Origin of the sequence: Methanobrevibacter sp. TLL-48-HuF1, from assembly GCF_023617305.1 — an archaeon.
Classification (GTDB): Archaea; Methanobacteriota; Methanobacteria; order Methanobacteriales; family Methanobacteriaceae; genus Methanocatella; species Methanocatella intestini.
The window spans coordinates 1129013-1143681 of record NZ_CP081485.1 but is presented as its reverse complement, the minus strand read 5'-3'; the positions used below and the strand labels follow the sequence as shown (position 1 = coordinate 1143681).

Below are 14669 nucleotides of genomic sequence, written 5' to 3'. Positions count from 1 at the left end.
ATTAATCATTATTTATTTGATATTCAACCATATCATTAACCAAGTTTAAAAAGTTGTCTTTACTGTCAAATGGAATCATAGCTCCTGCAGCAATATCATGACCTCCACCCTGGCCACCGAAATTGTTGGAACTGTCCTGTAAGGCTTTTCCCAAATTAACTCCATTTTCAACTTGCTGTCTGGTTGTTCTTCCGGAAACTTTAATATCCTTATGAAGTCTGGATAATCCTAAAACAGGTTTTGAATCATCCAACAGGTTAATAGACAAACCTATACTAGCTATTGTACCCATTACAGATTTCAACACTTTATCTTCACTGTATAAATATTGAATATGAGAAAGATTAACTGAACCTTCCTTTTTAATCCATTCCAAACCTTTAACAAGCTGATCGCGATATTTGCGCTGCAAATCAGTAGCTGTTTTTAAGGCTTTTTCACGTTCTCCAAGAGCAATGCTTAAACCTAATCCAAACTTCTTATTTTTACCGCATGCATCAAGAATATATGAATACTCTTCCAAATCACGAAGCAGAGGTATTTCTTTTGGAACTGTATAACAGTCACCGAAAATATCCGGATTAATCTTAATAAGTTCATCTTTAAGAATATCTTTTTCCTCTTCACCTAAATCAGAAAATTTAATTCCATAAGACAGATTCATCCTTTCTAAAAACTCAGTTGAACCTTCCAAATCCCCAGTTATTCCGGGAAGCGGCGGAGAAAAAGTGTAAGCTAAAGACTTGAAAAGTGGTTCAGAGGATTTGGAAACTATTTTCAAACCGTCATGAATTTCCAGATTACCACTTTGTTTAGCATCATCAATAATGAGTTTATTAACTCCAGTAAATCCGTCCTGACCTTGCATATCACCAAAAGCACCAATTAAAGCAAAATAAGCCAAGTGTTTTTTATCAAGGTCCCTAACTGCCAAATAGCTGGAACCTGCTCCACTTAAATCCCTGCTTCCGTCAATATCAAACAGATGAGGATTTATGTGAACCACATTGCTTTCTGCTTCAACATCACTGACCTGATGATGATCAGCTATAATAACATCACATTTAAAGGAATTAAGTTCACCTACAAAAGAACTTCCCATATCTGAAAAAATGACCAAATCATGTTTTTCATGTCTTAACTGATTTATTAAATCTTCTTTAAGACGAGGAACAATTGTAGTGTGAAACTGAACCTTTTCCTCTTTTAAAGCATTAGCTAATACAGCTGCTGCTGAAATTCCATCAGCATCGTTATGAGAAATAATTCTTATAACGTTGTTGTTTTCTATGTGCTCTTTAAGCACATTACTAGCTTCACTAGCTCTATTTAACAAGGAGTGCTGCTTCTTTTGGATTGTATCTCCATCCTTCAGGTAATGCACCTTCATTTACATAATATGAAGCTAATCTCCTGATTCTAGATTCAATGATAGTTAAACCTCTTTTAGAGTGTAAATCTTTAGGATTTTCAGCTAAATGATCTCTTATATTTACTGCTCTTTTGATTAAGTTCATTAAATCTTCAGGGTATTTTCCAGCTTGATCATTTCTTTTTAAGATTTGGGTGATTCTTTCACCGGTTACTTCTTTAACACTAGGAATACCGTATTGGTCTCTTAAGATAATACCAATTTCACTGGTACTTTTTCCTTCTTTGTTAAATTTTAAAATCATTTCTTCAATTTCTTCATCACTGTAAGTTACCCATTCTGGTCTTGCCATAATAATTACCTCTTAATATTAGTTATAAAGTAAGCCCATAATAATAAATTAGAAAATTATTGAACAGAATACCATTTAATAAATTTTTCTAAAGAATTTTTTCTATGTGAAAACTGGTTTTTTTCTTCAGTTGTAAGTTCTCCAAAAGTCTTATCTTCATCTGGAACATAGAAAATAGGATCAAAAGCAAAACCTAAATCTCCTTTTTCCTCAACTGCGATTTCACCTATGACCTTACCTAAAAAGATCTTGGGCTCAGAATTGGGGGCGCAGTACCCAATAACTGACCTGAATTCGGCATAACGGTCATCGACACCATCTAAAAGCTTTAATATTCCCTGATTTCCAAGAGTTTCTTGAACATAAGAAGAATATGTTCCCGGAAAACCTTTTAAAGCTTTTATGAATAAACCAGCGTCTTCAACAATCACAGGTTTATTAAGTTTACGACTAGCATATTTTGCACCTGATATAGCTACTTCCTCAAGAGTTCCCTGAGGTTCACAGTAACCTAAATCAATATGCTCCAAGTTAATGTCATAATCTTTAAATATATTCTCTGCTTCTATAACTTTATGTTTGTTACCAGTTATAAATGTTATCATAAAGTTAATTATGAACTAAATTTTTTATAAAATTAACCATAATCAGTTAAAAGATTTAAATGAACAATTAATTGTTTAGGAAATTTTAGCTAATCTAAAGTAATTATATATTATCATCAGTCTCCAATAATGGTTTAAATTCCCTTCCAATAGTTTTATCATTTCCCAATATGTAAAAAACTTGAACATTATTGTTTTATTTGCTTTTCTTACAAACTTAATCCTTTAGCGAATGCTCTTATGAAAATTGATACTTTTTATTTTATGATTTAAAAAATTATTAGAATAGCATTGATTATATGTAAATTTCAAAATTCTTGAGAAACATAAGAAACATAAGAAACATAAATTTTTTTTATGTTTTTTATGAAATGTATTATCAGAGGTTATAAACATGAAAAATAATCCTTTTAGAAAACGAACTGGAATTTTGCCTTCGTATTTCACTGGGCGTGAAAATGAATTAAATGAACTTAAAAAAATATATAACTCAACTAAAATAGGAATTCCCGGCCATTTAATATTATATGGACCAAAAGATATTGGAAAAACATCTTTATTATTAAAATTTCAAGAGGAAATAACTAATCTTGATGATGTATATTCAGTTAGAATTCCATTAATGGAAGGAAATTTTGAAGACATTTACTCATTAATAATAGAAAAATGTTCTGACACGTTAAATATTAATATTAGCCATTTTTGGGAGAAAATAAGTTCATTAGGTATTAATATACCATTTATCGGAGGCATATCTGTATCACGTGAAATTCCCCAAAGCAGCCCTGCAGTTGCATTTGAAAAAATTTTAAACGTGATTTATGATGAGCTAGGCTCTGACAATCCTGTTTTAATCCTGTTGTTTGATGATCTTCAAAGGATTATGGGCAATGATGAAACAATGAAGATATTGAGTATCTTGCAGAATGCTCTTGTAGAATTAAATCTAAAAGGAAAAAACATAATGTTTGTAGCTACTGGTTCAGAAGACATTTTCAACAAAATACAAGACAAACTTGACTCAGCAGTACGGATATTCGAACCTTACTTAATTGGACCATTATCATACGGCGAAGTATATGATGCAATCAATATTCCTACTAAAGAACAAAATGTGGCCTTTGAAGAGAATGTCATAAAAGAAATATATGAATTATCAAACGGAATTCCATATTACATGCAAATCCTAGCTTACAGCTGCTTTGAAGAAACAAATGAAGATGATAAAGTGACTATGGATGAGTTTAAAAAGGCATCTGTGTATTCCTTAAACATTTTGGCCCAACGTGAATTTAAATCATTATTCTCTAAATCCACTACGGAAGAGCGAAAAATACTATGCTTAATGGCTGAAAGCAACGAAACAATTTTATCCTATTCCCATATCAAAGATAATGCTCACCTAAACTCAGAACCTTCAGCATTGCTAAAAAGTTTAATTAACAAAAACATGATAATCAAACCAGCAAGAGGCAAATACAAATTAAAAAGTAATCTTTTCAAATTATACCTGCAAAATTTACGTATAAATCAGGATACTGGATTAATTAGATAGTGATAAACTTGCCTAAGTTACACTATCCAATATTATTTAAAACAAGCATATTCAAAAAACAAAAAATGAAAATGAACCAAAATGATGAAACAATCGATATGACAAGAAAACATACCTATTTTTCGAAAAAAAATATTGCTTTTCAAAATGCTCTAAATAAAATAAGTAACAGATTTTTGTATTAGAAAAAATGTAAAATAAAATATGGAAAAATTGTAAAGTAATATATAGAAAAATTGTAAAATTAAGGAGTAATCATTATGGTTGTTAAGTATTTGCCGAGAATATTGGATGAAGATTTGGAAAAATATCTTACAATGATTGGTGCAATTCTCATTGTTGGACCAAAATGGTGTGGCAAGACAACTACTGCTGAACAGCATGCCAAAAGTGTATTAAAACTACAAGACAAAGATAATTATAAAACAAATATGATGTGGGCAGACATAGAGCCTTCCAGATTATTAAAAGGAAACAAACCGCGATTGATTGATGAATGGCAGGTGGCTCCAGTATTGTGGGATTCCGTCAGAACAAGCGTAGATGAAAGCGAAGGATATGGATTATATATTCTAACCGGTTCAACAGTGGTTGATGAAGACAGCATTATGCACTCAGGAACCGGAAGAATCCATAGAATGTTAATGAGGCCTATGAGTTTGTATGAAAGCGGTGAATCAAACGGGCAGATTTCAATTATGGACTTATTTGACAATCCAGACATTAACATTAATGACTGTGAATCCTCTTTAACAATAGATGATTTGATATTTGCTGCCTGCCGTGGGGGTTGGCCAGATTCATTGAATCAAAAAACCCGAGAAGGCAAACTCTTTGTTGCATATAATTATTTGGAAAACATTTGTAACACAGATGTTTCTGCTGTTGATGGGGTTAAAAGAGATCCTGATAGGGTAAGAGTATTATTACGTTCGCTTGCAAGAAACAATTCCCCACTGGCTAAAAATCAAACCATTATAGAGGATATTAATGCTAATTTTATGGATATAAGTAGACCCACATACTATTCATATGTTGATGCCTTGAAAAAATTATTTGTAATTGAAGACAACAGAGGATGGTCGCCAAACATCAAATCAAAATCAGCAATCAGATCAGGAAATAAAAAAGTATTCATTGATCCTTCAATTGCCGTAGCAGCATTGAATGCAAATCCTAAATCAATGGAAAATGATTTGGAAACATTCGAATTTATTTTTGAAAATTTATGCATTCGTGACTTAAATGTTTATACAAATTCCTATGGCGGAAAAGTTTCATATTATCATGACAAGTCAGATTTGGAAATTGACTGTGTTGTTCACTTGAGAGACGGAAGATATGCATTAATAGAATGCAAGCTTGGAAGTGAAAGAATAGAGGAAGGTGCCCAAAATCTTCTTAAAATCAATAAGTTAATTGAAAAGAATAAAAAATTGGATAATCCCACATTTCTTGCAGTGCTGACTGGCGGAAAAGATGCATATACTCGTCCGGATGGTGTTAAAGTAATTCCAATCGGTTGTTTAAGATAGTATTTAATATATCCAGTCAGTTATCCTGATTAACATAATAACTGCTGAATGCATATTCTTCAAATAACTACAAAAGAAATTTTGTATCAGAGTTTTAGTGCAAAAATCAATAAGCATCAGAATTATATGAACTGATTAGAAATTTACTCTCATCCCTTATATTTCATACACTAGAAAAAGAGGTTCAGCAATACATAAAGAATTAAATTATGATTTCCTAATGGGTATAACGTCCTCTTGATTCAATTTCTTTTATTTTTTTAATTATTTTATCTTTATTTTCCCCGTATGAATCAGCATAACCGTCTAAAACATCGTCAAAATATTTACTGGCTGTAGTGCTGTCTATACTTTGCAGAGATTTCTTTAATACAAGCAAATCAACTGCCTTATCTTCAAATAAATCAGAATGTCTTCCAAGACCAAAATCTAAAAATACCAATTTTCCGTCTCTAAGCATTATATTTGAAGTTGTAATATCTCCATGAATAATATCCAAACTGTGTATTTTAGCTATTTCAACTCCGATTTTATAAGCTAAACTGTCATCAATAACTTCTTTAAGCATCTTCCCTTCAATAGCTTCCATCAATATAGATTTATTTTCCAAATCAACATCATATAATACAGGAGCAGTTACACCTGCTTTTTTAACATCAGACAATAATTTGGCTTCAAGTTTGGTTCTTGACTTTCTTATTTTAGAATCAATCTCAGCAATTCTGTAAGCTTTCGGAATTCTGCTTTTCAATACGGCATTTCTGCCCAAATATGAACTTTTAATAATATCTGATTCAGCACCTTTAGCTATTAAATTATCAGGTAATTTCAAATGTGATTCCTCACTATTTACCCATGGAGCCTCTACTTCATCAGTTCTGAAACGCTGAATAATCCCAGTATCCCTAATATCCAAAGGACCAAACTGATTGTACATAAGCAATCCCAGCCATGCAATCATTACTCCGTTATCCCCACATAGTTTCATTTCAGGCATATAGAATTTGGCTCCATGCTCTTCAGACATTGTCTTAAGCATCTCCCTAAGTCTTGAGTTTGCAGAAACACCACCGCACAACATAACTTCATCTTTTTGTGTATGGGACAATGCCCTTTCTGTTACCTCAACAAGCATTGAAAAAGCTGTTTCCTGAAGTGAAAAACAAACATCCTCAATTGGAGTGCCTTTTTTAACTTTTCTTAAAGCTGCAGAGAGCAATCCTGAAAATGAGAAATCCATTCCTTTTACAACATAAGGTAAATCAACATAAGAACCTTTTTTAGCCAGTTTTTCAATTACAGGACCTCCAGGATGGCCTAAACCTGTTTCACGACCGAAATGATCAAGACAGTTTCCCGCAGCAATGTCTAGTGTTTCACCAAAAATCCTATACCTTCCGCTTTCATGAGAGATTACCTGACTATTTCCACCACTTACATAAAGAGTTACAGGATTAACTGCACCAGTATCTAATTTTCCCACTTCAACATGACCAATACAATGATTAACACCAATTATTGGTTTATTTAAAGATAGTGCCAGTGTTCTTGCAGAAGTAGCTACAATTCTTAAAGCAGGACCAAGACCAGGACCCTGTGAAAAAGATATTAAATCCAAATCATCATAAGAGATTCCAGCTTCATCAATAGCTTTTGGAATTAACTTTGGAATCCAATATCCATGATGTTCAGCAGCTATTCTTGGATGAATACCTCCTTTTTCCGGGAATAACTGTTCCCCAGCCATAGCCAATATATTTCCATCACTATCAACGATTCCTACACCTGTCTTTTCAGCAGTTCCTTCAATTCCTAAACATATCAAAATAATCAACTTAAAAAAATAATTTAATTTAATATTAGTTATTTGAAATATAAATAAGATACAGTTCACAAATATTGCAGAAATACACATTTTATTAATTTCACATTTCCTACAAATATTTAAATTTCAAAAATAAATTACAAATTATGGGATTTTATAGCACGAAAACTTCTGAAGAAAAAAGAGTTACGCAATTAACAGGAGATGTACACCTTAGTGAAGAGTTTAAAGAAGAAATCGAAAACAGAGGAATACCAATTTACCAGGGATACAACATCCAAAAAAGACTGAGATTTGAAGTTGAACAGGGACAGCTTAAAGGTGATGAAGTAGATTCAAGATTAATGGAACTGTTAGAAGAAAACAGTAAACAGACCGTCTCAAATATTTACACCAAAGACATTAAAAAAGATTCTGACAGTCAAAATAGGATTCCTCCAAGACCTCAAACAAATGAAATCAAAATACCTCCAAGAGCCAGAGACGGAAAAACATTCAGCACGGATTTGACTCAAAAAGAGATGTTGGAAAAAATTATTAAGCAAAATCAAAAAATTATAAATCAAAATAAAATTATTATTGAAGAATTAAAAAAGGTGAATAAATGATTGACGGAATAACAACATACGGTTCTGATGAATTAATAAACCAAATAAAATATGGGGAACCAGTATTTATATGTGTAATTGGTACAACTGAAACTTCCAAAATACCTGGAATATCTGGAGCTGGAGCAACTCCCGAATTAACTGAATATACTCCTGCAGCAGATGCTGAAATAATGGTTCATGGAAGTGTTCATTGTATGGAAGAAATTCCACAAACAGTGGTTGGAGAAACTGCTGCACCAACACCATCAATGCTGACTAAAGCATCCTTACAACTTGCTGATATACCATTTGTTATAGTAGATGCTGGTTCTAAAGTTACCCCTCATTTAGAATGCAACAGACTTGGAAATGAATATGGAAGAGATATCAGAACCGGAAAAGGAGTTTTAAATCCATTGGAAATTTATGAAAATGCAAAAGAACTTGGAGCAAAGCTTTCAATGATGCATGATTATCTAGTAATCGGAGAAAGTATAGCTGCAGGAACAACTACTGCTCTTGGAGTCTTAAGAGCTCTTGGATATGATGCTAATGAGAAAGTCAGCGGAAGTATGCCTACAAATCCTCATGATTTAAAAACAAAAGTAGTAGATGAAGGATTGAAAAATGCAGGTCTTGACCCTGAAACTGATGAAATTGATGCAATGCAAGCTATTGGAGCTGTTGGAGATCCAACCCTTGCAGGAATGGCTGGACTTGTAATATCTACAGATATCCCAATAATTTTAGGCGGGGGAACACAAATGGCTGCTGTTTGTGCAATTGTAAAATCCATAAATCCTAATTTTGATTTCTCAAGAATAAACTTAGCTACTACAGTTTTTGTGGCTAATGATGAAACAGCTGATTTATTTGACCTTGTAAAACAGATTGATGAAGATATTACAGTCAATATTGTAGACCCTAATTTTGAAGAAGCAGAATATCCTGGATTGAAAAATTATCTGGACGGTTTTGTTAAAGAAGGTGTTGGAGCTGGGGGTGCAATGTTTACAGCATTAATTAGAGGAAACTCTGTTGAAAGATTAAGAAAAAAAATAGAAAAGATTTGCAGTGAATAGTATTTAGAATAAATGGGTTATTGAACCCATAAATACTATTATTCCTACAATCCAACAGTAATATGCGAAAATATCCAAACTTCTTTTTTGAATTAATTCAAGTAACCATTTAATAGCCAAATAACCAGATATTAATGCTGCTAAAAATCCTAATAAAACAGCTAAAGCATTGAAATCAGTAATTGTTCCAATATCCTTAAGTTGAACTATAAATGCTCCTAAAATAGCCGGAATAGATAATATAAAACTGAATTTAGCAGCAAATTCTTTATCCAATCCAATTACAAGACCTGCAGCTATTGTAGTACCTGAACGTGAAAGACCAGGTAATATAGCACATGCCTGACCTAATCCCATAAATATTGATTCTTTAAGTGAAAGATTTGATAAATCAACCTCTCCAGAATTCATTCTTTGAGACAAGTAAAGAATAGTACCGGTTACAAATAGGAAAAATGCCGGAACATACAATGCACCTGCAAACAATGACTCTACCTGACTTTCAAATAATACTCCAACTAAACCTACAGGAATAGTAGCTATAATTACATACCAGACCAATCTTTTATAAGGATCAGAGTAAAATCCCTCCTTAAATCTGTGTTGAATAATATCTCCAATACTTAATAAGAATGCCTGAATCATTCTGATAATATCTGCACGGAAGAACCATAATACAGCCATTAAACTTCCTAAATGAAGAAAAACATCAAAAGCAAGAGAAGATTCTACCCCTAATGCATTTTGAGCAAAGATTAAATGAGCTGAACTACTTACAGGTAAGAATTCAGTTAATCCCTGAACAATACCAATAATAATTGCCTGAATTATATCCATTTCCCACACCATTTAAATATAATCCAACCAGCCAAATTTATCATCCTTTTTACCTTCAACAATGTCAAAGAAAGTTTTTTGTAATTTTTCTGAAATTGGACCTCTTTTACCTGCACCAATGATTTTATGATCAATTGAACGAATAGGAGTAACTTCAGCAGCAGTTCCACTGAAAAATACTTCATCAGCAAAGTATAATCTTTCTCTTGAAATTCCTTCTTCAACAACTTCATATCCTAAATCATTAGCTAGCTGTTTGATAGATTCTCTTGTAATTCCTTTAAGATTGGAAGAATCCATTGAAGGAGTGTATAATACACCATCTTCTACAATGAAAATGTTTTCTCCACTACCTTCAGAAACATGGCCTTCATAATCAAGCATAATAGCTTCATCATAACCATGTTCAATAGCTTCCAATTTAGCCAATTGGGAATTCATATAATTAGCACCGCATTTAGCTAATGTTGGAAAAGTATCTGGAGCTGGTTTTCTCCAGGAGGAAACTCCGACATTTACACCATTAGCCATTCCTTCTTCACCTAAATATGATCCCCATTCCCAAGCAGCTATTACACTATTAACAGGACAGGTTAATGGATTTACTCCTAACTGACCATACCCTCTAAATACAACAGGACGTATGTAACAGGAAGCTAACTCATTGATTTTAACGGTATCCCTAATTGCCTGTGCAATTTCCTCCTGAGTATAAGGAATATCAATTTTATAAACTTTTGCAGAATTAAATAAACGTTTTACATGTTCATTTAAACGAAAGATACATGTGCCTTTTTTATTATCATATGCCCTAATACCTTCAAAAACACTTGTACCATAATGGACTACATGTGAAAGTGCATGAATTTTTGCATCTTTCCAATCAACCATATTTCCGTCCATCCATATTTTGCTAGCAGAATCATCCCATGCCATTTATATCACTTTTAATTAATAATTTATTAATATATAATATGGTTTTATTTTTATTTATAAGTTACTTTTAGATATAGGCTACTTTTATACACAAAGTAAACCCATGATTTTATAAAGTATAAAAAATAAAGTAATAACAAATATGGTGGTAAAATGAGTAAAGATGATAGAAGTGGCCTTAACCCATTTACTGGAAAATCACATTATGACAATGTAGATGATGATAAATTTTTAGATGAATATTATAATCACTATTACGATATGATAAACAAGTATGAAATATTAGACCAAACACAACAAGGCCAATTAATCTTAAAAGTTACTTCAAATTTAATAAATGCTGTTGAAAAATATTTAGCTAAAATCGGTAGGTCAGATTATACTGCAGACTATTATGACTGGGAAGTCCATTTAGTTGAAGATGACACAGTAAATGCAATGTGTATACCCGGAGGAAAAATCATTGTACTTTCAGGAATTTTGCCAATAGCAAATACTGAAGAAAAAATAGCATTTATTTTAGGTCATGAAATTGCCCATGCTCTTTTAGACCACTCCAGAACCGAATCCAGTATCAGAAATACAAAAAATACAATAACAACCATTTCCAGAATCGGAAGCATCGGACTTATTCTTTTAGGTCAGGAAGAGCTGGGACTTGCTGCAGGTGCAATTACAAATATTGCAGATATCGGATCTGAACTTTTTTTAATACAGCCATTTGGAAGGTCTCAAGAAATAGAAGCTGATAAACTTGGAATGATGATAATTCACTGGGCAGGTTATGACATAAGTGAAATTCCGGCATTCTGGCAGTCCATGAGTGAAGAAAATGCCAATGATTTTGATTTCTTTTCTACCCACCCCTCTGATGATAAAAGAATTGCTGCAATGAATGAAATGATATTTGAAATAGAAAACAGAACAGACTTTTATAGTCAGCCAGTTTTATCCGACAGCACATCAACAAGTTCAAATATGCTTGAAAAAGTACCTACATTAGGTACTGCAAGTGCTGAAGTATCAGGAATAAGTGCAGCTAAAAATAAGCATTCTGCCAATACCTGCAAATATTGTGGAAATACTATAAAAGCAGATGATATATTCTGTACCAACTGCGGAAACAAATTAAAATATGAATTAACTTGTAATAAGTGCGGACATCAGGTAAATGATGATGATGCATTTTGCACCAACTGCGGAAACAAATTAAAACATGAATTGAAATGCAGCAATTGCGGAAGTGCAATAAAAGAAGATGATGTTTTTTGTTTCAATTGTGGAAATAAAATATAAATTCCTTAAAAAACCAAAAGCTTTATATATTATAACATCAATAAATAATGATGTGCTATGGTTCCGTGGTCTAGTGGTATGATACCTCCCTTACAAGGAGGGGATCACGAGTTCGAATCTCGTCGGAACCACTTCCCAACTATTTTTAAAAATTTAACTATTATTTCATGAATATTTTATCATTTTCTAACTACTTTTTCTAAAATTTTTGAACAAAATATAAAAAATATTCAAATTAATTAATCAGAGCTAAATCAAAAGATTAATAAATATACAATTCTATAAACAATTGTATAAAAATAATAGGTGAATTAAAATGGTTGTAAAAATAGGTATTATAAAAAGTGGAAATATTGGAACCTCTCCAGTATTAGACCTTCTTTTAGATGAAAGAGCAGACAGACCAAATATTGATGTAAGAGTATTTGGATCTGGAGCAAAAATGAATCCTGAACAAGTTGAAGATGTTGTACCAAAAGTTGATCAATTTGACCCAGATTTCTGTATCTTCATTAGCCCAAACCCAGGAGCACCAGGACCAGCTAAAGCAAGAGAAATGTTATCTGAAAAAGACATTCCAGCTATTATCATTGGTGATGCACCAGGTAAAGGTAAAAAAGATGAAATGGATGAACAAGGATTAGGTTACATTATTGTAATGTCTGACCCTATGATTGGTGCAAAAAGAGAATGGTTAGACCCAACTGAAATGGCTATTTTCAATGCAGATATTCTCAAAGTGCTTGCAGAAACCGGAGCTTTAAGATTAGTTCAAAACACAATTGACGGTGTAATTGACGGAGCTGCAGCAGGAAATATCGAATTGCCTAAACTTATAATTACTGCTGAAAAAGCTGTTGAAGCAGCAGGATTTGAAAACCCATATGCAAAAGCAAAAGCTATTGCAGCATATGAAATGGCTGGAGCTGTTGCAAACTTAGATATGAAAGGATGTTTCATGACCAAAGGTTTCGAAAACTTCATCCCATTAGTAGCAGCGGCACACGAAATGGCAGCATCTGCAGCAGCATTAGCTGATGAAGCTAGAGAAATTGAAAAAGGTAACGATTCTGTTTTAAGAACCCCTCACATGAAAGAGGGAAATACTGGTTGCAAAACAGATTTAATCAGCAAACCAGAATAAATACAAAATTAAAAGTAGCTTTTTAGCTACTTACATTATCTTTTTTTATACATCTAAAAAAAATTAACTCTTTATAAATCTTTTAGCTATTTTTTTTATCACTGCTGCAAAAAGCACAACAACATAAACATACATTCCTGCTAAAGGATTAAACAGTGCCAATATTATTGATATCAAAGCCAATATTGGAGGAATACTTAATCCAATAATCATTATCCTTTTATGAGGTTCTATAAACTTATAAATCCGTTCTTTAACTAAATTTTCTTTAAATAAATAAATATATAAAATTAAATAAAGTAATCCCACTAATAAGATAATTAAACTAAAAACAATTACACTTTGACTGTATTGATAAAAAGACAATACAAAAGAAGTTGAAAAGGGTATTAAAACCACTAATGCCAAAATAGCTAAATTTATTGTAAGAATAGTATTATCCACTTTTTTATACATTGGAATAGCATTAGTAGATGCCCAAAAATTTGAAAGTATAATGAAACTAACAAAATACAAAGATAACTGAGGTAACAAATTATTAAGCACATAAATATTTAATTGAGAAGAAGAATGTATTGAATTAACTGATGGAACAACAATCTCCAAAGCAAGTAAAGTTAAAGCTACAGCATAAACTCCATCAGTTATTGCACTTAAACGATCATGAGATGCACGTTGAGAAAAGTCTTCACCTGCCAATTATAAAACACCTTTTGTACTTGGAATTTCATCATGTTCTATTTTTATTGCTTCTTTTAATGCTTTAGCAAAAGCTTTAAAGACCGCTTCTGCTTGATGATGGTCATTTGCTCCTTTTGAGACACCATAAATATTTAATTTAGCTGAAGATGCAAAAGACTCGAAAAAATGAATAACAATTTCAGAAGTCATGTCCCCAATTTTTTCATTAGTAAAGTCAAATTCCATATTACAATAGCTGCGTCCTCCAATATCAACAGCTACTTTAGCTACTGATTCATCCATAGGCACTGTAGCATCAGCCATTCTTTTAATGCCTCTTTTATCTCCAATAGCTTGATTGAAAGCTTCCCCCAACAATATACCAACATCTTCAATAGTATGATGATCATCAATTTCAATGTCTCCTTTTGCATCAACAATCAGATCAATCATTGAATGCTTTGAAAATGCTTCCAGCATATGATTAAAAAAATTCACACCAGTTGAAATATCATATTTACCTTTTCCGTCAAGATCCATTTTTATTTTTATATCTGTTTCAGATGTAGTTCTTGAAACATTTGATTTTCTATCCATAGCTATTCCTCAAACTATTGTTAAATTAAAAGAAGAGCAAATAATTCACTCTTCCGGAGCATTGCGTATAATTTTAATGCAATCTTCAGGGCATGCCATTGCACATATAGTACAAACATGACAATATCTTAAATCCAATACATGTGCAACAGTATTTATTTTCCATATTTTGCCTGCTTTTGGACAAATATCATAACAGGATCCGCACCCTGTACACTTACTTTCATCAACCTCAATTTTTAAAATAAGAATTCCCCCAAAA

Annotated in this window: 15 protein-coding genes and 1 tRNA gene; 7 read left to right on the top strand and 9 right to left on the bottom strand. The window is 32.3% G+C overall.

Annotated features, from left to right (window positions below; all coding sequences use genetic code 11):
- Position 1: 1 nt before the first annotated feature.
- From K4897_RS05425 to K4897_RS05415, 3 genes are read right to left on the bottom strand one after another with little or no spacing between them, the layout of a single operon-like run.
- Positions 2–1336: a DHH family phosphoesterase gene (locus K4897_RS05425; RefSeq protein WP_019266810.1), complete on the bottom strand. Its 1335-nt coding sequence runs from the start codon at positions 1334–1336 to the stop codon at positions 2–4.
- The gene (locus K4897_RS05420; RefSeq protein ID WP_004032740.1) at positions 1326–1724 is read right to left on the bottom strand and encodes a 30S ribosomal protein S15; all 399 of its coding nucleotides are present in this window, start codon (positions 1722–1724) and stop codon (positions 1326–1328) included. Before K4897_RS05420 ends, K4897_RS05425 begins: the two co-directional genes overlap by 11 nt.
- Before the next feature lie 56 nt (positions 1725–1780).
- Positions 1781–2329, bottom strand: a complete 549-nt coding sequence (locus K4897_RS05415; protein WP_019266811.1) for an XTP/dITP diphosphatase — start codon at positions 2327–2329, stop codon at positions 1781–1783.
- Positions 2330–2723: 394 nt separating this feature from the next.
- Between K4897_RS05415 and K4897_RS05410 the strand changes: the two genes are divergently transcribed.
- Both K4897_RS05410 and K4897_RS05405 read left to right on the top strand, forming a co-directional pair.
- The gene (locus K4897_RS05410) at positions 2724–3884 is read left to right on the top strand and encodes an ATP-binding protein (RefSeq protein WP_019267997.1); all 1161 of its coding nucleotides are present in this window, start codon (positions 2724–2726) and stop codon (positions 3882–3884) included.
- A gap of 260 nt (positions 3885–4144) precedes the next feature.
- Positions 4145–5419: an ATP-binding protein gene (locus K4897_RS05405; RefSeq protein ID WP_250415681.1), complete on the top strand. Its 1275-nt coding sequence runs from the start codon at positions 4145–4147 to the stop codon at positions 5417–5419.
- A 217-nt stretch (positions 5420–5636) separates the two neighbouring features.
- Here the strand turns inward: K4897_RS05405 and K4897_RS05400 are convergent, their stop codons facing one another.
- Positions 5637–7253 (bottom strand): bifunctional N(6)-L-threonylcarbamoyladenine synthase/serine/threonine protein kinase, encoded by a 1617-nt coding sequence (locus tag K4897_RS05400; RefSeq protein ID WP_250415680.1) that lies wholly within the window; start codon positions 7251–7253, stop codon positions 5637–5639.
- Positions 7254–7390: 137 nt separating this feature from the next.
- On the opposite strand from K4897_RS05400, the gene K4897_RS05395 reads away from it, so the two are divergent.
- A complete protein-coding gene (locus tag K4897_RS05395; RefSeq protein ID WP_250415679.1) occupies positions 7391–7852 on the top strand; it encodes a hypothetical protein in 462 nt (153 codons plus the stop codon).
- Positions 7849–8916, top strand: coding sequence for a nicotinate mononucleotide-dependent phosphoribosyltransferase CobT (gene cobT / locus K4897_RS05390; protein WP_019266816.1), 1068 nt, complete (start codon positions 7849–7851; stop codon positions 8914–8916). The genes K4897_RS05395 and cobT overlap by 4 nt, the downstream gene beginning before the upstream one ends.
- 3 nt (positions 8917–8919) lie before the next feature.
- On the opposite strand, the gene uppP is transcribed toward cobT, so the two are convergent.
- Both uppP and K4897_RS05380 read right to left on the bottom strand, forming a co-directional pair.
- The gene (gene uppP, locus K4897_RS05385; protein ID WP_250416951.1) at positions 8920–9753 is read right to left on the bottom strand and encodes an undecaprenyl-diphosphatase UppP; all 834 of its coding nucleotides are present in this window, start codon (positions 9751–9753) and stop codon (positions 8920–8922) included.
- 12 nt (positions 9754–9765) lie between these two features.
- A complete protein-coding gene (locus K4897_RS05380) occupies positions 9766–10689 on the bottom strand; it encodes a branched-chain amino acid transaminase (RefSeq protein WP_019265091.1) in 924 nt (307 codons plus the stop codon).
- Positions 10690–10842: 153 nt separating this feature from the next.
- Between K4897_RS05380 and K4897_RS05375 the strand changes: the two genes are divergently transcribed.
- The 3 genes from K4897_RS05375 (at position 10843) to K4897_RS05365 (ending at position 13129) form a co-directional block, all read left to right on the top strand.
- Positions 10843–11985 carry a M48 family metallopeptidase gene (locus K4897_RS05375; protein ID WP_250415678.1) on the top strand — a complete coding sequence of 381 codons (1143 nt, stop codon included), beginning with the start codon at positions 10843–10845 and terminating at the stop codon, positions 11983–11985.
- Between the two features lie 59 nt (positions 11986–12044).
- A tRNA-Val gene (locus tag K4897_RS05370) sits at positions 12045–12116 on the top strand.
- A gap of 185 nt (positions 12117–12301) precedes the next feature.
- Positions 12302–13129: a F420-dependent methylenetetrahydromethanopterin dehydrogenase gene (locus K4897_RS05365; RefSeq protein WP_019265093.1), complete on the top strand. Its 828-nt coding sequence runs from the start codon at positions 12302–12304 to the stop codon at positions 13127–13129.
- 63 nt (positions 13130–13192) lie between these two features.
- Here the strand turns inward: K4897_RS05365 and K4897_RS05360 are convergent, their stop codons facing one another.
- Genes K4897_RS05360 through K4897_RS05350 form a run of 3 tightly spaced genes read right to left on the bottom strand, consistent with a single transcriptional unit; the run spans position 13193 to position 14644 of the window.
- Positions 13193–13828: a TMEM175 family protein gene (locus tag K4897_RS05360; RefSeq protein WP_019266818.1), complete on the bottom strand. Its 636-nt coding sequence runs from the start codon at positions 13826–13828 to the stop codon at positions 13193–13195.
- Positions 13829–14407: an imidazoleglycerol-phosphate dehydratase HisB gene (gene hisB / locus K4897_RS05355; RefSeq protein ID WP_019265095.1), complete on the bottom strand. Its 579-nt coding sequence runs from the start codon at positions 14405–14407 to the stop codon at positions 13829–13831. It abuts the gene before it with no gap.
- A gap of 45 nt (positions 14408–14452) precedes the next feature.
- Positions 14453–14644 carry a 4Fe-4S binding protein gene (locus tag K4897_RS05350; RefSeq protein WP_238523686.1) on the bottom strand — a complete coding sequence of 64 codons (192 nt, stop codon included), beginning with the start codon at positions 14642–14644 and terminating at the stop codon, positions 14453–14455.
- Between the last annotated feature and the right edge of the window lie 25 nt (positions 14645–14669).